Annotated in this window: 22 protein-coding genes and 3 tRNA genes; 13 read left to right on the top strand and 12 right to left on the bottom strand. The window is 51.0% G+C overall.

Annotation, left to right across the window (positions count from 1 at the left end; all coding sequences use genetic code 11):
- Window positions 1–7: 7 nt before the first annotated feature.
- The gene (locus KAJ71_RS11365) at window positions 8–625 is read left to right on the top strand and encodes an adenosylcobalamin/alpha-ribazole phosphatase (RefSeq protein WP_248945833.1); all 618 of its coding nucleotides are present in this window, start codon (window positions 8–10) and stop codon (window positions 623–625) included.
- 4 nt (window positions 626–629) lie between these two features.
- Window positions 630–1,688 (top strand): nicotinate-nucleotide--dimethylbenzimidazole phosphoribosyltransferase, encoded by a 1,059-nt coding sequence (gene cobT, locus KAJ71_RS11360; protein ID WP_248945832.1) that lies wholly within the window; start codon window positions 630–632, stop codon window positions 1,686–1,688.
- A gap of 50 nt (window positions 1,689–1,738) precedes the next feature.
- On the opposite strand, the gene KAJ71_RS11355 is transcribed toward cobT, so the two are convergent.
- The 3 genes from KAJ71_RS11355 to KAJ71_RS11345 are packed head-to-tail and all read right to left on the bottom strand — an operon-like array spanning window position 1,739 to window position 4,173.
- Window positions 1,739–3,028, bottom strand: a complete 1,290-nt coding sequence (locus KAJ71_RS11355; protein ID WP_248945831.1) for a cytosine permease — start codon at window positions 3,026–3,028, stop codon at window positions 1,739–1,741.
- A gap of 19 nt (window positions 3,029–3,047) precedes the next feature.
- A complete protein-coding gene (locus tag KAJ71_RS11350; protein WP_248945830.1) occupies window positions 3,048–3,737 on the bottom strand; it encodes a helix-turn-helix transcriptional regulator in 690 nt (229 codons plus the stop codon).
- 25 nt (window positions 3,738–3,762) lie between these two features.
- A complete protein-coding gene (locus KAJ71_RS11345; protein WP_248945829.1) occupies window positions 3,763–4,173 on the bottom strand; it encodes a GNAT family N-acetyltransferase in 411 nt (136 codons plus the stop codon).
- A gap of 501 nt (window positions 4,174–4,674) precedes the next feature.
- On the opposite strand from KAJ71_RS11345, the gene KAJ71_RS11340 reads away from it, so the two are divergent.
- Window positions 4,675–4,908, top strand: a complete 234-nt coding sequence (locus KAJ71_RS11340; protein WP_248945828.1) for a hypothetical protein — start codon at window positions 4,675–4,677, stop codon at window positions 4,906–4,908.
- A gap of 118 nt (window positions 4,909–5,026) precedes the next feature.
- Here KAJ71_RS11340 and KAJ71_RS11335 read toward each other — a convergent pair whose 3' ends face one another.
- Window positions 5,027–5,341 carry a hypothetical protein gene (locus KAJ71_RS11335; protein ID WP_248945827.1) on the bottom strand — a complete coding sequence of 105 codons (315 nt, stop codon included), beginning with the start codon at window positions 5,339–5,341 and terminating at the stop codon, window positions 5,027–5,029.
- Window positions 5,342–5,729: 388 nt separating this feature from the next.
- Between KAJ71_RS11335 and KAJ71_RS11330 the strand changes: the two genes are divergently transcribed.
- Both KAJ71_RS11330 and KAJ71_RS11325 read left to right on the top strand, forming a co-directional pair.
- Window positions 5,730–5,903, top strand: coding sequence for a hypothetical protein (locus tag KAJ71_RS11330; RefSeq protein ID WP_248945826.1), 174 nt, complete (start codon window positions 5,730–5,732; stop codon window positions 5,901–5,903).
- A 49-nt stretch (window positions 5,904–5,952) separates the two neighbouring features.
- Window positions 5,953–6,144: a hypothetical protein gene (locus tag KAJ71_RS11325; RefSeq protein ID WP_248945825.1), complete on the top strand. Its 192-nt coding sequence runs from the start codon at window positions 5,953–5,955 to the stop codon at window positions 6,142–6,144.
- Between the two features lie 77 nt (window positions 6,145–6,221).
- On the opposite strand, the gene cycA is transcribed toward KAJ71_RS11325, so the two are convergent.
- Window positions 6,222–7,622, bottom strand: coding sequence for a D-serine/D-alanine/glycine transporter (gene cycA / locus KAJ71_RS11320; protein ID WP_248945824.1), 1,401 nt, complete (start codon window positions 7,620–7,622; stop codon window positions 6,222–6,224).
- A 619-nt stretch (window positions 7,623–8,241) separates the two neighbouring features.
- Between cycA and KAJ71_RS11315 the strand changes: the two genes are divergently transcribed.
- Window positions 8,242–8,670: a universal stress protein gene (locus KAJ71_RS11315; protein ID WP_248945823.1), complete on the top strand. Its 429-nt coding sequence runs from the start codon at window positions 8,242–8,244 to the stop codon at window positions 8,668–8,670.
- Window positions 8,671–9,053: 383 nt separating this feature from the next.
- Here KAJ71_RS11315 and KAJ71_RS11310 read toward each other — a convergent pair whose 3' ends face one another.
- Complete coding sequence (locus tag KAJ71_RS11310) at window positions 9,054–9,278, bottom strand: DUF2594 family protein (protein ID WP_025121413.1); 225 nt, start codon at window positions 9,276–9,278, stop codon at window positions 9,054–9,056.
- Between the two features lie 779 nt (window positions 9,279–10,057).
- On the opposite strand from KAJ71_RS11310, the gene uvrY reads away from it, so the two are divergent.
- The 7 genes from uvrY (at window position 10,058) to KAJ71_RS11275 (ending at window position 14,167) form a co-directional block, all read left to right on the top strand.
- Window positions 10,058–10,714 (top strand): UvrY/SirA/GacA family response regulator transcription factor, encoded by a 657-nt coding sequence (gene uvrY, locus KAJ71_RS11305; RefSeq protein ID WP_248945861.1) that lies wholly within the window; start codon window positions 10,058–10,060, stop codon window positions 10,712–10,714.
- Entirely contained in the window at window positions 10,707–12,539 is a 1,833-nt protein-coding gene (uvrC, locus tag KAJ71_RS11300) for an excinuclease ABC subunit UvrC (RefSeq protein ID WP_248945822.1), read from the top strand. Before uvrY ends, uvrC begins: the two co-directional genes overlap by 8 nt.
- Window positions 12,540–12,595: 56 nt before the next feature.
- Window positions 12,596–13,144, top strand: coding sequence for a CDP-diacylglycerol--glycerol-3-phosphate 3-phosphatidyltransferase (gene pgsA, locus KAJ71_RS11295; RefSeq protein ID WP_024528495.1), 549 nt, complete (start codon window positions 12,596–12,598; stop codon window positions 13,142–13,144).
- 144 nt (window positions 13,145–13,288) lie between these two features.
- Window positions 13,289–13,364: transfer RNA gene (locus KAJ71_RS11290), tRNA-Gly, on the top strand.
- 54 nt (window positions 13,365–13,418) lie between these two features.
- Window positions 13,419–13,492, top strand: a tRNA-Cys gene (locus KAJ71_RS11285).
- A 10-nt stretch (window positions 13,493–13,502) separates the two neighbouring features.
- Window positions 13,503–13,588 (top strand) — tRNA-Leu (locus KAJ71_RS11280).
- A 240-nt stretch (window positions 13,589–13,828) separates the two neighbouring features.
- The gene (locus tag KAJ71_RS11275) at window positions 13,829–14,167 is read left to right on the top strand and encodes a DMT family transporter (protein WP_248945821.1); all 339 of its coding nucleotides are present in this window, start codon (window positions 13,829–13,831) and stop codon (window positions 14,165–14,167) included.
- On the opposite strand, the gene KAJ71_RS11270 is transcribed toward KAJ71_RS11275, so the two are convergent.
- From KAJ71_RS11270 to KAJ71_RS11245, 6 genes are read right to left on the bottom strand one after another with little or no spacing between them, the layout of a single operon-like run.
- Window positions 14,164–15,138: a hypothetical protein gene (locus tag KAJ71_RS11270; RefSeq protein ID WP_248945820.1), complete on the bottom strand. Its 975-nt coding sequence runs from the start codon at window positions 15,136–15,138 to the stop codon at window positions 14,164–14,166. The two genes, KAJ71_RS11275 and KAJ71_RS11270, sit on opposite strands and share 4 nt — an antisense overlap.
- A gap of 25 nt (window positions 15,139–15,163) precedes the next feature.
- Window positions 15,164–15,694, bottom strand: coding sequence for a LuxR C-terminal-related transcriptional regulator (locus KAJ71_RS11265; RefSeq protein ID WP_248945819.1), 531 nt, complete (start codon window positions 15,692–15,694; stop codon window positions 15,164–15,166).
- Between the two features lie 2 nt (window positions 15,695–15,696).
- On the bottom strand, window positions 15,697–16,365 hold the full coding sequence (locus KAJ71_RS11260) for a fimbrial biogenesis chaperone (RefSeq protein ID WP_248945818.1): 669 nt from the start codon (window positions 16,363–16,365) through the stop codon (window positions 15,697–15,699).
- A complete protein-coding gene (locus KAJ71_RS11255; protein WP_248945817.1) occupies window positions 16,362–16,925 on the bottom strand; it encodes a hypothetical protein in 564 nt (187 codons plus the stop codon). Before KAJ71_RS11255 ends, KAJ71_RS11260 begins: the two co-directional genes overlap by 4 nt.
- A complete protein-coding gene (locus tag KAJ71_RS11250) occupies window positions 16,922–17,395 on the bottom strand; it encodes a hypothetical protein (protein WP_248945816.1) in 474 nt (157 codons plus the stop codon). The genes KAJ71_RS11255 and KAJ71_RS11250 overlap by 4 nt, the downstream gene beginning before the upstream one ends.
- Window positions 17,386–18,054 (bottom strand): pilus assembly protein, encoded by a 669-nt coding sequence (locus KAJ71_RS11245; RefSeq protein ID WP_248945815.1) that lies wholly within the window; start codon window positions 18,052–18,054, stop codon window positions 17,386–17,388. Before KAJ71_RS11245 ends, KAJ71_RS11250 begins: the two co-directional genes overlap by 10 nt.
- Window position 18,055 lies beyond the last annotated feature (1 nt).

The raw sequence follows: 18,055 nt of genomic DNA, 5'->3' as shown, positions 1-18,055 counted from the left end.
GAGCGTGATGCGGCTATTTTTGGTACGACATGGGCAAACGTCGGCGAATCGGCAAGGCGTATTTTGTGGCATGACCGACTTGCCGTTGACCGAACAAGGTGAGCAGCAGGCACGGCAGGTCGCACAATGGTTGGCCGGGGTGCCTTTTACGCAGGCGATCAGCAGCGAGTTATTACGCGCCCGCCGTACCGCCGAGATCGTGCTTGGGCAGCGGGAGCTGGCGATCCAACCCGACGGCGGCTTTAACGAAATGAATTTTGGCGACTGGGAAATGTGCCATCACCAGGATTTGCAGCAGCAGGATAGTGCTGCCTGGGCCGACTGGGTGGCGGATTGGCAACTAGCCTGCCCGCCAGCGGGGGAGTCCTTTCCACTATTTTCGCAGCGCATCGGCCAACAGGCCCAACGTCTGCTGGACGAACAGGGCGATGGCGATCGTCTGCTGGTAGCGCACCAAGGCTCTCTGAGCCTGCTGCTTGCCGGGTTGCTGAAGCTGCCTGCCGCCGGGATGTGGCATTTCCCGTTTACCCAGGGAGCCTACAGCGTGGTGGAACTCAACCAGGGGTTTGTCACGCTAAAAGTATTTAACAGCCAGGCTCATTGGCAGCCTGCAAGCAGAGAATAAAGTTATGCAAACATTGTCATCGTTAATCGACCTGATTAAGCCGTTGGACGCGGCCGCCATGCAACAGGCAGCCGCAAAGATTGACGGCCTGCTTAAGCCACCGGGCAGCCTTGGCCGCCTGGAACAGTTGGCAACCCAGTTGGCCGGGATGCGCGGTTTTAGTGGGATGGTCGCCAGCCGCAAGCAAATTATCGTCATGATGGCCGATCACGGCGTTTATGCCGAAGGGGTGGCGGTGTCACCGCGTGAAGTGACGGTGATCCAGGCGCTGAATATGGTAAAAGGGAATACCGGCGTCTGTGTATTGGCGGCCAATGCCGGTGCCGAGGTGAAGCTGGTAGATGTTGGTATTGACAGCGAACCCTTACCGGGCCTGATCAACATGAAAATCGGGCGCGGTAGCGGCAACATTGCTCGCGGGGCGGCAATGACGCGCCAGCAGGCAGAAAAGTTACTGTTGGCCACGGCTCAACTGACGTTGGAACAGGCGGCGCTTGGGGTGAAGTTGTTTGGCGTTGGTGAGTTGGGGATGGCCAATACGACGCCAGCAGCAGCGTTAGTTAGCGTTTTTACCGGCCGCGATCCGCAGGAAGTGGTCGGCATGGGTGCCAATTTCCCCAGCGATCGTTTGCACCACAAAGTGGACGTGGTACGTCGGGCGATTGAGGTAAATCAGCCGGATACCCAAGACGCGCTGGACGTGTTGGCGAAGCTGGGTGGATACGATCTGGTGGGAATGGCTGGCGTGATGCTGGGGGCTGCGGCCGCCGGTTTGCCGGTGATCCTTGATGGTTTTCTCTCTTATGCCTCTGCGCTGGCGGTCTGTGGTATTGCGCCACAGGCTCGTGATTATCTGCTGCCATCACACTTCTCTGCGGAGAAGGGGGCGGCTGCAGCCCTTGAGCACCTGCAATTGGCGCCTTATCTGCATCTGGATATGCGGCTGGGTGAGGGCAGCGGTGCTGCCATCGCCATGCATATCGTGGATGCGGCCTGTGTGATGTTTAATCAGATGGGATCGCTGGCGGACAGTAATATCGTTATTCCCGGCCGCGCGAGCTGACCGGCTGATTATCTGAACGGGCGCAGCATGATTTGCTGCGCCCTTACGGGTTATGCGGTTTGCAGGCTGGTTGCCTGACCAAACAGGCGCTTGAACAACCAGTAAATTACGCTGGCCGCCAACAGTGAGTTAATGGTTGGCACGCCCCATTCCGTCACCAGACCGATTACGCTACCAACGATGCTGGCGATAATCGCTGCCCAACCGATCAGTGGCGTTTCCTGCGGCAGTTGGCCAAGCTGGCGGCTGGCGTCCAGAGCATCGCGGTGGCTGCGCAGCAGGAAATAGTCCACCAGCATGACGCCGAGGATTGGTGGGAATACCACGCCCAGCACGGTCAGGAAATCCACAAACCGATCCAGGATCCCCAGTACCGAAAGCAGCGTGCCTAACAGACCGATAATTACCGTGGTTGCGGTATATTTCAGCTTTTTACCGGTAATCCCTTCCACCGCATTCACCACGCCCAAGGACGACGAATAGAGATTCAGATCGTTAACGCGCAGGGTGGAGAATACCACAACCAGCAAACCGATACCGCCTGCGCTCTGGGCCATGATCGTCACCACATCTGCGGTGCCGAGCGTTTTGGCGATAAAAATGGCCAGGCCGTTAACCACGAATTCACCGGCAATAATGGTCAGCAGCGTAATGCCAAATACGTGGCGCTTGTTTTTGGAGTAGCGGGTCAGGTCTGGGGTCATCAGGCTGGCAACAATGGCGCCGCCGACCACGATGGTGATGCCCGCGCTGATGGTCAACGCTTCCCCTATCGGTGCCAGCAGAATGGCCTCATGCAGTTTCTGCCCGGAGAGGACGTGGTAGGAAATAAAGAACACCAGCAGGATAAACAGCGGCACCGCGATGCGTGCAGTGATGCGTAGCGCTTTAAAACCAAAAGCGACCAGCACCGTTAAAAACAGGCCCGACAGTGAGGCTGACAGGGGAAAGCCCAGGCGATCACCCAAGGCAAAGTTAAGCGATTTGGCAAAGATGGCGTTCTGAATGCCAAACCAGCCCAGCAGGCTGACGGCCACCACCAGGCCGATAAGCACCGAGCCTATGCGGCCAAAGCCACACCAGCGAGCCAGCAGGCTACCGGAAATGCCTTCTCGCATTCCTGCCAACCCAAGACCGAACGTCACGACCCCAAAGATCAGGCTGCCGATAAAGATGGCGATAAAGGCATCGGTCAGGGTCATTGAGTTGCCCAACACGGCACCCAACATAAACTGGTCCAAGGCCGTTAGCATACCCATATGCACGATGGCGACGCTGAGAAAGGAGACCCTCTTATCCTGTGGTACCCGGCTCAATGGGTAGTCTTCAATTTTAATCACGATAATCTCTCGTTAACGTTTAAATAAATTGGATGCCTTTTTCAATCAGGCGTACTGGAATGTAGCTGTCCAAATTCACCAGTTTGCAATACTCTTCGAACTGTTGGAGCGTATGCACATCGGCTTTTTGGTAGATGTTGTAGATTCTGTTTTCTATGGTTTTATTGCTGACGTCATATAGCCTGGCAATCTCTTTATTGGTATAGCGTTGCAGCATCAAAAATATGATATCCAGCTCCGACTGGGTAAAAATCTGGATGCTGACTTCGGTAGTCAATACGCTGGGTTTTTGCTGGTTGATATATTTTAACGGTGAAAAAGTGTCCAGCGGACGGGCGTTCCACATAGTGCCAACCAGCTCTTGCTTATCATTATAAATAGGCAGTTTTTCGCTGATAAAGGGGACTAAGGTGTCGCTACCGTACCAGAAGTGCGTTTCGATGACGGCTACGCGATCCCGCGCCCCTTCGGTTTTTCGATCGTGTTCTTGCAAGTCAGGGGCGAATTCTGCCCAATCGGCGGGGAATTCGCCATCAAGCTTGCCCGCAATATCGAAATTCAGAGGTGTGTTGGTATAAAGATAGGCCGCCTTATTCATATAAATATGGCGTGAGGATAAATCTTTAATGCCCCAAGGCTCATTTAAATGTTCCATCATGGTGATGAGACCTTTTAAATATAATTCATTGCTCTGCCAAAATGAATCCATTTGGAACCCCTCATACTCAGCGCTATCAGATGTTTTTCGCTAAATAGATGCGAGTATGGCGATGCGCATAGCCCGCCAGGTTGCCGTAAGGCTGATACCCCAGTTTTTCGTAAAACGCCTGCGCCTGAAAGCTGAAGGTATCGACATAGGCCATATGGCAACCCCGTTTCTGCGCTTCCTGCTCCGCTCGCAGCATCAGGTCACGGCCGTAGCCTTTTTTGCGATGCTCGTCACCCACCCACAGATACTGGACTTCTAATCCCCCCCACCAAGTTCTGGCGACCAGCCCGGCCACAATCTGCCCGTGATCGTCGGTGACGGTCAGGAATAACGGATGAATATCTACCGCATCATACTGATGGTTGTGCGCCCAGAGGCTGTCAATCACGAACTCTTCATCCTGCGGATTAGGGGTGTCCGTTACGTTAATTTTCATGGCCAACCTTTCCTTTTCATGCTAATAATTCAAGTGTTCATTAAAGTATTTGTATTGATTAGCTTTAGTTAACATTTATTGGAAATGATTACAAGGGTGTTTTTCACCTGTATCCCTGGTGGCAAAAAATGGGTATGTTGAGGGTAAGAGAAGGGAATAATTGTCCTTTCTCAAGAGTATACCGAATAGAAAATATTGTGCTTCACCAGGGAGTCGCCCTTTAGGGCAGAGGGGAGTGACTAGAGCAAGCTAACTTGCCAACAGCATTACGCCTCACTGAACATGTAGTAAGACTTATCATCACCTCGTAGTCATCGTTGCGCAAATTAGCGGATTAAACCCCGCTACTTTGCCGCACAATCCGTGCCGTTATCGTATAATTACCTGTTGAGCACCGCGTTTCGTGGTGTTCCTCGCTTCAAGTGGCTCCACTGAGGTATTATGGCTGACCGACCGATTTAGCGGCCAGCCTACAACAGGTGAGAAAGTATTGATGGCATTATGAAAACACGTAAGCCACGCCGCCCACATGGGAGGTGGATCTATTACATTCTGCATGAAGATATTCTGTGGCCATGCCCAGTCAAATGGGAGTGGGAGGAGAATTTCGAGGCTTGGTTGCCTTTTTACTACTCGCCCACCCTGGAGTTTGTGGCAGGCGATCCGGCGAAAGCCGTCAAGGTGACGAAACTCCAAACGCCCGGCTTGCAACCGAAACGCCTGGAGTACGCTTAATTCGTTCGGGGGGCGGTGGTTATTTAACTGTCATCTGAATGCCGATACTTGCCAAGCCATTCTTTCCGGTCTGAAACGACCTTTCCTACCCAATGTAAAGCCGTTTTTCTGGCAGAACTCAATTGAGTAAATCGTGAACGGTACGGCGCACGTAGTGGGTCATTTGTGCCAGGTCTTCAGGCGCGACCGGGCCACCGCCAGCCAAGACGACCTGTTGTTCGATCTGAGTGATCTCTTGTTCAACCCGGTTGGCGATTTGTACCTTGACGATCTTGTCTACCGATGACAGCAGTACCTTCAATACCACTTTCAGCGCAATGTTTTCGCAGAATGAATCGTAGGAGTGGGCTGCTGGCGGCGCTTCTACCGCCGGTGGCGGCGTGCGTGGGGCCATAGCCTTGAAACTGTCTACATTTTCAATAATAAGATCCATGTCTCTTATTAGTTCATCAAAATCTTTAGACACTGACTTATTTCCCTTTGCAGTACGCAAAAAATAGAACGCCTGGTCTTGTTTGGCTGGCAGGCGGACAGAGCTTGAATCGACCGGACGTTCAACGGGTGAGCGGTAGGTTGAGCGGCATTTTAACCCTGCTCGGGTTCCGCAAACAAGATAGGGATGATTGATGATTAACCTTCTATGTATCACTGGCAGTGATAATTTTTGCTGCCCATACAGAGTGTATTGCCGCATGTAGCTCCGCTAACAGGGAGGATGTGATAAGTAATGCGAGTGGCATTCAGATAAACGCCAAGAGAGCAATCCGACAGGCACCTTAGAGGCTAAACTTGAGGGGTAGACATTAACCTAGGGAGGCGATATGGAACCCGAATGTGGAATTAGGCGAGTGATACTTTCTGATGGCGCTATCAAACATGTGGTGGTGGAAGACGCTATGGGCAACGAGCGCCCCCTGGCTGCCAAAGATTACATCTCTGAGGGGATACAGCCGCCGTTGGAAACGCTGCCGGAAGTCCCGGCGCAGGAAGAGTAACAGGACCTGGAGGATTTGTTGCCAACCCTCCGGCCGTGGGCGGGGAGTCATGCTGCTCATCCGGCAGGCTGTTGCCCATTGCCAGCCTTTCCCCATACTGGCAGAAATTGTGCATTTTATTGCAGCCATCAGGAAGGGCAAGTCAGGGTTGGCGCTGATTGGCGCAGGATTGATTGTGCCGGGGGTGGTTGTCAGTGAGTTGCGTATTCGGCTCAAGCTAAAGTCAGCAGCATTGACGTAGGGCACCGTATGCTATGCCTAGTTGAATGCCACACCTGAGAAAACGCCGCGTGGGAACGCGGCGTTGCAATAACCAGGTTAGACCGCCTTTTTACGGCGGACAAACTGATAACCGATCCCCAGAATGATAAACCACAGCGGTGTTACAACCAGCGCCTGGCGTGTATCCTCGCGCAGCGTCAGCAGCACCAGTACGAAGACGAAAAACGCCATACATACCCAGCACATCAGCTTACCGGCAGGCATCTTGTAAATCGATTTTTGGTGCAGAGCCGGGCGTTGCTTACGGTAGACCAGATACGAGCACAGAATGATAGTCCAGACGAACATAAACAGAATGGCAGACACGGTGGTGACCAGCGTAAACACGGTCATGACGTTCGGGATCAGATAGATCAGCACCACGCCGCCCAGCAGACAGATACAGGAGAAGGTCAGGCCGTTTGCCGGTACCGCACGCTTGGACAGGTTGGCAAAGGATTTAGGTGCATCGCCTTCCTGTGCCAGACCGAACAGCATACGGCTGGTGGAGAATACGCCGCTGTTGGCGGAAGAGGCGGCAGAGGTCAACACCACGAAGTTGATCACGCTGGCGGCGGCTGGGAGACCGATCAGCACGAATAGCTCGACGAACGGGCTCTTATCGGCCACTACCGAATTCCACGGTGTTACCGACATGATCACGATCAGCGCGAAGACATAGAACATGATGATGCGGATCGGGATGGAGTTGATGGCGCGTGGCAGCACTTTTTCCGGATCTTTGGTTTCGGCCGCAGTGGTTCCCACCAGTTCGATACCCACAAAGGCAAACACCGCAATCTGGAAGCCAGCAAAGAAGCCGCTAATGCCTTTCGGGAACATGCCGCCGTCATTCCATAAATGGGAGAAGGAGGCGACGCTGCCGGTTGGGGATTCGAAGTGCATTGCCACCATCACCAGACCGGCGATGATCAGACCCACAATCGCGACAATTTTGATCATCGCAAACCAGAACTCCATCTCACCGAACATTTTCACCGTTGCCAGGTTCAGGCTGAGTAGCAGCAACACGCACAGTAAAGAGGCAATCCATTGGGAGAGATCGGGGAACCAGAACTGCGCGTAGGCGGTAATGGCCACCACATCGGCAATGCCGGTGACCACCCAACAGAACCAGTAAGTCCAACCGGTGAAGAACCCTGCCCAGGGGCCGAGTAGATCGGCGGCAAAGTCGCTGAAAGATTTGTACTGAAGATTAGAGAGCAACAGTTCGCCCATCGCGCGCATCACGAAGAACAGCATAAAGCCGATGATCATGTATACGAAGATAATGGAAGGCCCGGCCAGGCTGATGGTCTTACCGGAACCCATAAATAAACCTGTACCAATGGCACCGCCGATAGCGATCAGCTGGATATGTCGGTTTGAGAGGTTTCGCCTTAGGTGATCTTCTGATCCGGGCGTGGCGTCCACTGCTATTTTAGAATGATCTACCATCGTATGCTGTCCTGTTTTTACCTGTCGTGAGTGGAATGGCGAGCTCTGAAGTGGCTCTTTTTTATCTGTATTAGCCGGTTTTTCCGGCAAAAACTAAGGTAACTCAATATCACCACCTTTGTGCAACATATTTACAACATAATAAGGTGGGATAAAAGCCGATTGTTCTTTACTCAAGGGAGGCAAATCGGACGTCTAGGGGGCGGAAGATTACTCTTTACCAGGGCAAATGAACAGTGCTGATAGCGGTTATCTTATTGATTAAAATAGAGGTTATAAAATTCGCATGAGAAAAACTAATGCTAAGAGGCGATTAAACTAATCTTAATGCCTGCCTGTATTGAGGGGGCGGTAGTAAGGGTTTTTGCGCGCGGAGCAGTTGAGTTCTAATCAGTTTATTGCTGCAACTGGTGCGGCTTGGCAGAGGATCGCCGGGCGTGCTGCGCACATTTGGTTGGTTTTGCGGTACAAATCACAAAAGTAAAAATCATTGGTTGAGTAAAGCTGGCCAAGCTACCGGGAACACCTGTCGATCACAAAAGCATCATAAATAGGTACAAGCTCCCATTGGCCAGCGGTAAGCTATGCTCATCACGGTAATACAGAGAGGGGATTGAATATGTACAAGACCATTTTGGTACCGGTAGATCTTGCCGAAGATGTATTGACTGAACATGCGCTCGAACACGTGGTGTATCTAGCCAAGATGTCCGGGGCTAAGGTGCATTTCTTCCATGCCTTGCCGGATGCTTCGGCGTTTGTGACCGCTTATTCTTTTGGCATCAAAGAGTTTGAAAATCAGGCTGAAGTGAAGGCGGTAGAGGGGTTGAAGAAGCTCATGGCGGAGATCGACCTGCCGTTGGAACGTCTTTCTTATACCATCAGCTTCGGTTCGCCACGTGACGAGGTGTTGCAACTTGCCGAGGAAATCGAAGCCGACCTGATCGTGATTGGTTCCCGCCGTCCTAGTGTCAAAACCTACCTACTCGGCTCGAATGCGGCCGCCATTGTTCGCCACGCCAAGATCTCGGTGATGGTAGTCAGATAATTAGTAGTTAGAGGATTAATCAAACCCGGCCCGCGTCTTGCGGGCCAATTACCCCAAAGAAAAACAGTGCTTGGCAGCATGCACGTGTAGATGCCTGGGCGAAGGGAGAGGGAGTGTCAGTTAATTCCTGGTCCATAGGGCTATTTATTCGCGATACGAACAATACTGGGGTAATAAAAATCCCACAATATTATTAATGTTTAAATGGGAGTAATCCTATTGCCGTTTAATTAAATGATGATTGATTCATTAGAATGAATGTTGATTAAGCCGATGACGCAATTTTTCGGTTACGAAACTTATCATTCAACCGCTGAGGGCGTGGTGCTAATTACACTGCCAAGCCGTTATCAGACCCCAAACGGGGCCTGATAACGCATGGCTTATTGGCGGTAGGCGTGCTTGATCTGCTGAATACTGTTCTTGAATATTTCAGCCTGATCCGGGTCATCCACCTGAGCGGCAAAACGTTCCAGATTGATGATCACTTTACCGGCATCGGCCTGGCCAATTGCCTTTAATATCAACGTTAAAGTCGCTTTTAGGCAGGCGACTTCGGTGGCCAGCGCTTCCGGGTTTGCAGACGTAGTGAAGTCAACGTTGCTCATTTTATCTCCTGAATTTTAAGGCATAAGCCTGAAGTGAAATGTGAAATGCGGTTTGATGCACAACTACCGGCTGCCGACTCACCCAGGCAGACCCCGTACCTCATTTAGGGCGCGGAGTATAGCACAGCATGGGCTTTTCGTATCGCGTGAGGCCGAGTGGCGGTGGCTTTATGCCCGGAAGAGCAGGTGGGCAGGGCATTTTTTTCGCTAGTGGTGTAATTCCTTCGCATACTCATTTATAGTGAGTTAAGGGATAGGGACTATCAGGTAGCGTGAATTTCATAAAGTATACTGGCTTAATTCGATGTGATGAATAACTATTTCATCTGCAAACTATTGACATTTAAGTCGGATACTTTCTCTTGAAATGTCACCTTTTTCGCCGCCAACGACGGTTATGTATTCTGAATAAGGGTTTACCTACAGCGGTTTGTACGTGATTAAAAATGGCGTAATTTTGTTATTTTTTTGTAATTCATATGGTTACGTTTGATAATTGTCAGGGGGTTATTATCTGGTTTAGGAAAATAGCGATTAAATTTCCCGCCAGATGGCGTATCATCGTGGTATTGTGTTGAGCCTAATAGGCTTGATGGTTTTTTATCCGCTAACGAGTGGATTAATCGTAACAAAGGTGGCGCAGGGGTCTACAAACCTGGTCATAGTTAACCGAGAGTAAGTATTAATCTGTATTCATTCTTTGCTGAAAACCAAGTAATATCTGTTTAGATGACAGTGGCTGATTGATTGCGTTACTCCCCTATTTTGGAGAATTTTCCTTGATTAGCGTTCTTCTTGTTGATGACCACGAACTGGTGCGCGCAGGGATACGACGCATTCTTGAAGATATCAAAGGCATTAAAGTTGTTGGCGAAGCACAATGCGGTGAGGATGCCGTAAAATGGTGCCGCGGCAACTCTGCCGATATCGTTTTGATGGATATGAATATGCCGGGTATTGGGGGGCTGGAAGCCACCCGTAAGATTGTACGTTACACGCCCGATATCAAGGTCATCATGTTGACTATTCATACTGAGAACCCGTTACCTGCCAAGGTGATGCAGGCTGGTGCGGCTGGCTATCTGAGCAAAGGCGCTGCACCGCAAGAGGTGATTAACGCGATTCGTTCGGTACATGCCGGCCAGCGTTACATCGCTTCCGACATCGCGCAGCAAATGGCATTAAGCCAGTTGGAGCCACAGGCGGAAAACCCGTTCAGCACCTTGTCTGAGCGTGAATTACAAATTATGTTGATGATCACTAAAGGGAAGAAAGTGAATGAGATTTCAGAACAACTGAATCTCAGCCCTAAAACAGTGAATAGTTATCGTTATCGTATGTTCACCAAGCTGAATATTAGCGGGGATGTTGAGTTGACCCATCTGGCGATCAGACACGGGCTGTTCAACGCGGAGACATTGTCAAGCAGTGAATGATCGTTTTGATGCACAGGCATTTCTTAAAACCGTAACCAGTCAGCCTGGCGTTTATCGCATGTATGATCTGACGGGTACGGTGATCTATGTGGGTAAAGCCAAGGATCTGAAAAAACGTCTCGCGAGTTATTTTCGTACTCAGGTCAGTAGCCGCAAGACGGAAACGCTGGTCAAAAATATCGCACAAATTGACGTTACCGTTACCCATACGGAAACCGAGGCGCTACTGCTGGAGCATAATTATATCAAGCTGTATCAGCCCCGATATAATGTTCTATTACGCGACGATAAATCCTATCCGCTGATTTTTTTGAGTGCCGATAGTCACCCACGGCTAACGGTGCACCGTGGTGCCAAGCATGCCAAAGGTGAATACTTTGGCCCATTCCCCAACTCTTACGCCGTCCGTGAAACGCTGGCGCTGCTGCAAAAACTGTTCCCCGTGCGTCAATGTGAGAACAGTGTCTACCGCAATCGCTCCCGTCCTTGTCTGCAGTATCAGATTGGCCGTTGCCTGGGGCCATGTGTTGCCGGTTTGGTGAGTGAGGAAGAGTACCGTCAGCAAGTGGACTATGTTCGCCTGTTTTTGTCCGGAAAGGATCAGCAGGTGCTGCACCAGTTGATTACGCGGATGGAAAATGCCAGCAAGCTGCTCAATTTTGAAGAGGCTGCACGTATCCGCGATCAGATCCAGGCGGTACGGCGGGTGACGGAAAAGCAGTTTGTCTCAGGAGACAGCGACGATCTGGATGTGATCGGTGTGGCCTTCGATGCGGGTATGGCCTGTGTGCATGTGCTGTTTATTCGCCAGGGCAAGGTGTTAGGCAGCCGCAGCTACTTCCCGAAAGTACCGGGCGGTACAGAACTGAGTGAAGTGGTGCAAACCTTCGTGGGCCAGTTCTATTTACAAGGCAGCCAGGCTCGCACCTTACCTGCAGAAATCCTGCTGGACTTTACGTTACCGGAAAAAGATCTGCTGGCTAGCTCGCTAAGCGAACTGGCTGGTCGCAAGATCCAGATCCAGAGCAAGCCGCGTGGCGATCGTGCCCGTTATTTGAAGCTGGCGCGTACCAACGCCTCGACGGCGCTGGTCACCAAGCTTTCTCAGCAATCGACCATTCATCAACGGCTGGCAGAACTGGCGAAAACGCTGAACCTGACCGAAATTAATCGGATGGAGTGTTTCGATATCAGCCACACGATGGGGGAGCAGACCGTCGCCTCCTGCGTGGTGTTCGACAGCAACGGTCCGTTGCGCTCGGAGTATCGACGCTACAATATTACCGGTATCACGCCGGGCGATGACTATGCCGCAATGGCGCAAGTGCTGAAACGGCGCTATGGTAAGACTCTGGAAGAGAACAAGATCCCGGACGTCATCTTTATTGATGGCGGGAAAGGGCAACTGGGTATGGCGATTGACGTGTTCAATTCGCTGAACGTGACCTGGGATAAGCACAAACCGTTGCTGATCGGCATTGCCAAGGGCAGCGATCGCAAAGCCGGGCTGGAGACGTTGTTCTTCGTCCCTGAGGGGGAGGGGATTTCGCTACCTTCGGACTCACCGGCACTGCACGTGATCCAGCATATTCGTGATGACTCACACAACCATGCGATCACCGGTCATCGCCAGAAACGGGCGAAAGTTAAAAACACCAGCGCCTTGGAACTGATCGACGGCGTTGGGCCAAAACGGCGTCAGGTGCTGTTGAAGTATATGGGTGGACTTCAACCATTATTGAACGCCAGCGTTGAGGAAATTGCAAAAGTGCCGGGTATTTCACAAGCATTGGCAGAAAAGATCTACAATGCATTGAAACACTGAGGGCAATGTAGCAACATACTCTTAATTTCCACTCCAGCCAGATAGTTACCAGCATTATGCAATTGAATATACCGACTTGGCTTACCCTGTTCCGCGTAGTTCTGATCCCATTCTTCGTACTGGCGTTTTATCTGCCGTTCGTCTGGGCACCGATGCTCTGTGCGGTCATTTTCGTGTTTGCTGCTGTAACCGATTGGTTTGACGGCTTTCTAGCCCGTCGCTGGAAGCAGACAACTCGCTTCGGTGCGTTCCTCGACCCGGTTGCCGATAAGGTGATGGTGGCGGTGGCCTTGGTGCTGGTAGCGGAGCATTATCACACCTGGTGGATCACTCTGCCTGCGGCAACCATGATCGCCCGCGAGATCATTATCTCGTCGTTGCGTGAATGGATGGCGGAAATCGGCAAGCGCAGCAGCGTGGCGGTTTCGTGGATTGGTAAAGTGAAAACCATGGCGCAGATGATGTCATTGGTTGGCCTGTTGTGGCGGCCAGAGCGAACGGTGGAGTATCTGTCGTTCGGCTTGCTGTACATCGCAGCCGTGTTGACTTTCTGGTCAATGTTCCAATATTTGAACGCGGCACGCCGCGATTTGCTGGAACCTTGATCGAAGCGATGTAAAAATCGGCAAACGAACCTGATGAGACAACAATTTTATTGACTCATCACGCCAGATAAGTAGAATGCATCGCATCAGACGGCAGCGGTGAGTTGCCAAAAGAGTTAAAAAAATCAGCAAGTTCTGATTAATGCGGGAATAGCTCAGTTGGTAGAGCACGACCTTGCCAAGGTCGGGGTCGCGAGTTCGAGTCTCGTTTCCCGCTCCAAATTTAGTAAAGCTGGTAATTACGAGCTTAGCCTGCAAAGGTAAACAGAATTAAGGCGCGTTAACAAAGCGGTTATGTAGCGGATTGCAAATCCGTCTAGTCCGGTTCGACTCCGGAACGCGCCTCCAATTTTCCCGAGCCCGGGTGGTGAAATCGGTAGACACAAGGGATTTAAAATCCCTCGGCTTATGGCTGTGCGGGTTCAAGTCCCGCCCCGGGTACCAGGAAAATAAACTAAGAATAATCAAAGCAATATGTAGTAATGTCGTACCGCCGAGAGGCGGTTTTTTTGTGCCTGAAATTCGCTGAAACCTCTTAAGAAGAGGCTTTCGGAAGGTAGAAGCCGAAAGCAACATACTTTTCAGTTTTGTTGATTACACTCGCCAACGGTACCTCCTGCAACTTTTTCTCATTACACTGACCCCAAAGCGGCCAACTCGATTTATGAGTTTGCTCCCTGGCAAATGCTGCTGGCCAGCGTACCGTTGGCGACCGCGTTCTGCTTTGTTGCTGTGAATGCCGCCAGCATGTGGTTGTCGAGCACCAGCATGTCGACGGCGATGCTTGGGGTGCCGGTGATAGGCTTACTGATGTCCGTTGTCTTCCTGGGGGAGCAATTGACTCTCACATTGGGTATTGGCCTGCTGGTCATTATATCGGGTATTTTTATTGTGACGGTAAAACCATCGGTAAGTGGCATTAAGAAGCCGCAGCGTTGTCAGCATGGCCAAGTCACCTTGGCCACTTTATATTTACGAGATTATTGCCGGGGCTGCAACCATAGAGCGAAAGAGGTTGATTAACTTTTGGTGACGATCTCATAGGTGATAACATCGCTATAGTCGCCGGGCTCCTGATTATCACTGCCATACAGATCAAACGTGGGAGTAAAGCAGGTTTGGTTAGCGCTGCTGTCAAACTTTACGGTGGAATGATTGCTGTTAGGTAAGATAAATTGTTTGCCTGCCCCCTCCAGCGTTAGGGTATAAGGCAGGGTATTAGTGGGTTTCAGACTGTGTTTCAGCACGAAGCGATTATTGACGATCCCATTAGCGCTAGTCGCATTAACAATAAAATCCTCGTCTTTACTCTCAGTAGATAGGTAGTTGATACACAGGCGGTCTGCGCTGTTGGTCAGCACTTTTTGCTGTTTTCCTGTACCTATTTCCCCCAAAGCCCAGTCTGGGGCGTTCATGGTAAGGTTTACGATAGCGGGCGGTTTGGTGGTGTCAGTTATCAGTGGGCAATCTGGTATTGTCACTGAAGATGAAAAATAGACTGCCCCTTTTTCATCTAGTAAGAAGCCCTCGTTATAAACATTGGCAGCTTGTAAGGCGACACTGGCCACGTTGGGTTTATAAATCTTGAGCATCACGTCCGCCTGGTGCTTGTCGTAATTGTCCCACCCGTAGGTGATTTCAGTGCCGTAAAACAAAACACCGGAACCAATGGAAGCAATGCGAGTTGCCCGAAAGCCCATCATAGTAATATGCTCTTGCGGAAGCGATGTGTTTACCATGTTGCCGTTGTGGTCAAATTGAAAAACAAGGATCCCCCGAGACATAGCGTTCCCCCAGTTCTTTCCCGGTGCGAGAGTTGTCATCTTATCCCACGCGACGGTAAATCTAACATCCCAGTGGTCATCGTATTTAGCCACAGAGCAGTTACTGATATTAGAAATTATCGGATAGGGTTTATTTTCTAACGCAGCTAATGCACAGTTTAAACTGGCGTCAACCAGCAGTAATGCAAAAAGAGAAATCAGGTATTTCATCAGAGTTCCTTGCTGAGTCAGCAGTCTAGACATGCAGTTGGTTGAGTAACGGGTACAGTTCCAGGCGATTGTGAAGCCCCATTTTTTTCATCACGTTGTAGCGCATTTGGTTGATGGTTTTGGGTCTTAAACGGTAACTGGCCGCTATTTTTCCATCATGCCAACCCAGTTTGATCAATTTCATCAGCCGGATTTCAGCTGTAGACAGTGGGCGAATGATTGATGCCGGGGAAGGTTCGCGGGTACTATGGCTCAGGTATGGCTCCAGCGTATCCAGGGTGATATTCAGCGGTTCGCAGCGATATAATGAGTTGCTACGGCGTTGCATATCGTCGCATGCGGGGAGGTGATAGATATACAGCGTCTGGGGAAGATTATAGGCACTTTGCCAATCTTCCTGGCTGGAAAAGGCTAGCGTGCGGATCACTAGATGTGCTTTAGCAAGTAAATGTCTATCATTGATCGCAATACGAGCACGGTACGAGTGGTGTTCTTTTATCAGGCGTTTCAATCCCTCTGCATACAAACGGTTTTGATCGAAAATAATGATATTCATGGCTATTTTTCCGTGCGTTGGCCTGCAAGGCAGTTGCCATATCCAGGTAGTATGATGTGTCTACCTTGCAGCCGCTGTGGTGTTCCTGGATAGATGTTGATATCTGCGGGTGCTTTGGCATCGATTTGTACTGCTTTGAGTGCGACATGAACATTGCCACTGGCTGTGAGAAGTACGCCCTCGCTTTCGCACTGGACATCAAGCTGTCGTTTTTGCTGTTTTGGCTGCTGGCGAATCAGTGCGCTGAAACTCAGGTTTACAGCGATACTGGCGGCAGGTCTTTCTGCTGCAGTGCCCTGAAACTGCACCACCGGGCGAATATTAAGGCGATACACGGTTTCGCTATCGACGTTTTTCAACGGGCGTAAGGTGATCACCTTTTGCTGCTGTGGGCTAAGCGTTAGTTTGAACGGCGCCGCATACAGCGTAGGCTGGTAGAGCGATCCCAAGGGAATACGTTGTTCATCAATAAAGGGAACACCTGGATTGGTCAGTAACTCGGTCATGATGGTGACGTATTCCATCCGATCGCCGTTGTTGCTGATGGTGATGGTTTGCGCTGTGTCACCTTGCAGCTCAATACGTTTGGGCGAAATATCGATTGCCGCAGTGCTATCCGATAGGTACGCGCCACCCAGGCAAGCTAACAAGATAATTAGAGACCGTTTCATTGTTCTGCTTTTGCCACCGGTTCGAAAGTGAGTTTCAATTCCCCTTGATAAATACCCGCGGTGGTTTTGAAATCGCCTTTGGGTGGCAAAGCATCAATGTGGAGACGGTAATCGCCGATGCTGTCTTGCAACGGTTGTGCCGCTGGGGGATTATGGAATACGGTTGGTCGGCCGACTGCCAATGCCTGAACGCTACCTTCCACACTCGCCATGCCGATCTCAGCGGCCTGAAATTGTAGGGTCGGCGTTTGCGTATGGCGGAGTATTAATGCTTCATCCACAGTTACCTGAAAAGTGCCGTTGCTGGAGGTGATCCGCAGTGGCAGCTCGATTTTGTAAGGGGAGTTCGCTGCGCCATATTGAAACATCTCCATTTCCTGTTGGTACCAGCCACCGTTGGCGTCAGTGACGACCAGTTGGTTGCGCTTCACGACGGTTGCGCTGATGCTACTGGTGGTTTTCCCTTTCACCATGACCACCGCGGCGTCGGCCCTGGAGCTCAAGGCTGAGGTCAATAATGCCACGAGTAGCGTACAGGCTGTTGAACAACTTATTTTCATCGTTGACCCCCTGCCTGATAAATCACTACGCCATAGCCAATACTGATCCGCAGCGGCGCACGGGTAGCGGCAACTCCATCGGTGACAACATGCATTTTCTGTTGTGGCCGGAAGGTGATACGCCATACCTGCGTTTTCTCCGGTTGTGCAAGCACGCGCAATTGCATATTTCTTTTTTGCCCAGGGCCGAGGGTTAGGCGAGAGGGCGTCACCAGCAGTGAAGGTGACTCGGTATTGCCTATATCGACCAACGTTTCTGGCTGAGATCCCGGGTTGGTCAGCAGCTGTTGCGTGACATCCAGATACAGAGGCCCATCGCCCTGGTTTTCTACCACCAGCTCTGGTAAACGAGCCTGCGGTTTGATGGTCAGCTCAGCTTGCGAGAGGCTTAATTTCCCCCCCGCATAGCTGTTTGGTATGAACAGCAGGGGGGCCAACAGGCCAAATCTGCAGCAGAAATTTACGGACATGCTATTTCCACCCGCTTACCGTCCAGTTCTCCGCTCAGTTGCCTGGTTTTCAACGTTTGCGGCGTGCCGGGGAAGAGTGCCAACACGTTAGGTACAGCTTGGCTGGACGCCGTTTTAATCTGGCTCAGTAGCAGGCGAACATTACCGCGGTTATACAAAGTGAGTTCACCAGCGCTGCAACGGTGATCAAATGCACTACGCTGATTAGCCGGGGCAGGAAGATGGCGAATCAATACGCCATAACCTACCGAAAGCGTTAAAGGGGCGGTAATTTTGTTGTCTGGTGTTCCGCTAATATTCAAAGATTTAACCGGCACCACATATAAACGATATACCGTCTCGTTGGCAGGTTCTTGCAGTGAGGTGAGCAGGATATCGCGTGACTGATTAGGGCCGAGCGTCAACTTATTGGGTGTAGCCATCAGTTCTGGATGCGGGAGCTGGCTAATGAGCGTCTTATGTTCCTGTACTTCGCCGGGGTTGTTCACCTTTGCCAATGAGATGGAGAGGTAAAGTGGAGCATCGCCAGTGTTACGCACCGACACGCGTTGTTCGTGGTGATTGAACACTTTGAGGCTGACGGGGGTTACCATTAATTGTGGCCCTGCGGTTGCGCTCAGGCTGACCAACAGGGTAATGAGAGAGAGTATCTTCTTCATA

This window comes from Serratia silvae (assembly GCF_023282985.1).
Taxonomy (GTDB): Bacteria; Pseudomonadota; Gammaproteobacteria; order Enterobacterales; family Enterobacteriaceae; genus Chania; species Chania silvae.
Note: the sequence above shows the minus strand (reverse complement) of the source record. Positions and strands in the feature narration are given on the sequence as shown.

Bases quoted from the DNA above. Each gene is read 5' to 3' on its own strand.
- pgsA (WP_024528495.1), top strand. From the start codon at position 12,596: ATGCAATTGAATATACCGACTTGGCTTACCCTGTTCCGCGTAGTTCTG.
- KAJ71_RS11260 (WP_248945818.1), bottom strand. From the start codon at position 16,365: ATGAAACGGTCTCTAATTATCTTGTTAGCTTGCCTGGGTGGCGCGTAC.
- KAJ71_RS11350 (WP_248945830.1), bottom strand. From the start codon at position 3,737: ATGGATTCATTTTGGCAGAGCAATGAATTATATTTAAAAGGTCTCATC.
- KAJ71_RS11345 (WP_248945829.1), bottom strand. From the start codon at position 4,173: ATGAAAATTAACGTAACGGACACCCCTAATCCGCAGGATGAAGAGTTC.
- KAJ71_RS11325 (WP_248945825.1), top strand. From the start codon at position 5,953: ATGCTGCTCATCCGGCAGGCTGTTGCCCATTGCCAGCCTTTCCCCATA.
- KAJ71_RS11330 (WP_248945826.1), top strand. From the start codon at position 5,730: ATGGAACCCGAATGTGGAATTAGGCGAGTGATACTTTCTGATGGCGCT.
- KAJ71_RS11270 (WP_248945820.1), bottom strand. From the start codon at position 15,138: ATGAAATACCTGATTTCTCTTTTTGCATTACTGCTGGTTGACGCCAGT.
- KAJ71_RS11365 (WP_248945833.1), top strand. From the start codon at position 8: ATGCGGCTATTTTTGGTACGACATGGGCAAACGTCGGCGAATCGGCAA.
- KAJ71_RS11245 (WP_248945815.1), bottom strand. From the start codon at position 18,054: ATGAAGAAGATACTCTCTCTCATTACCCTGTTGGTCAGCCTGAGCGCA.
- KAJ71_RS11310 (WP_025121413.1), bottom strand. From the start codon at position 9,278: ATGAGCAACGTTGACTTCACTACGTCTGCAAACCCGGAAGCGCTGGCC.
- cycA (WP_248945824.1), bottom strand. From the start codon at position 7,622: ATGGTAGATCATTCTAAAATAGCAGTGGACGCCACGCCCGGATCAGAA.
- cobT (WP_248945832.1), top strand. From the start codon at position 630: ATGCAAACATTGTCATCGTTAATCGACCTGATTAAGCCGTTGGACGCG.
- KAJ71_RS11255 (WP_248945817.1), bottom strand. From the start codon at position 16,925: ATGAAAATAAGTTGTTCAACAGCCTGTACGCTACTCGTGGCATTATTG.
- KAJ71_RS11275 (WP_248945821.1), top strand. From the start codon at position 13,829: ATGCTGCTGGCCAGCGTACCGTTGGCGACCGCGTTCTGCTTTGTTGCT.
- KAJ71_RS11250 (WP_248945816.1), bottom strand. From the start codon at position 17,395: ATGTCCGTAAATTTCTGCTGCAGATTTGGCCTGTTGGCCCCCCTGCTG.
- KAJ71_RS11340 (WP_248945828.1), top strand. From the start codon at position 4,675: ATGAAAACACGTAAGCCACGCCGCCCACATGGGAGGTGGATCTATTAC.
- KAJ71_RS11315 (WP_248945823.1), top strand. From the start codon at position 8,242: ATGTACAAGACCATTTTGGTACCGGTAGATCTTGCCGAAGATGTATTG.
- KAJ71_RS11335 (WP_248945827.1), bottom strand. From the start codon at position 5,341: ATGGATCTTATTATTGAAAATGTAGACAGTTTCAAGGCTATGGCCCCA.
- KAJ71_RS11265 (WP_248945819.1), bottom strand. From the start codon at position 15,694: ATGAATATCATTATTTTCGATCAAAACCGTTTGTATGCAGAGGGATTG.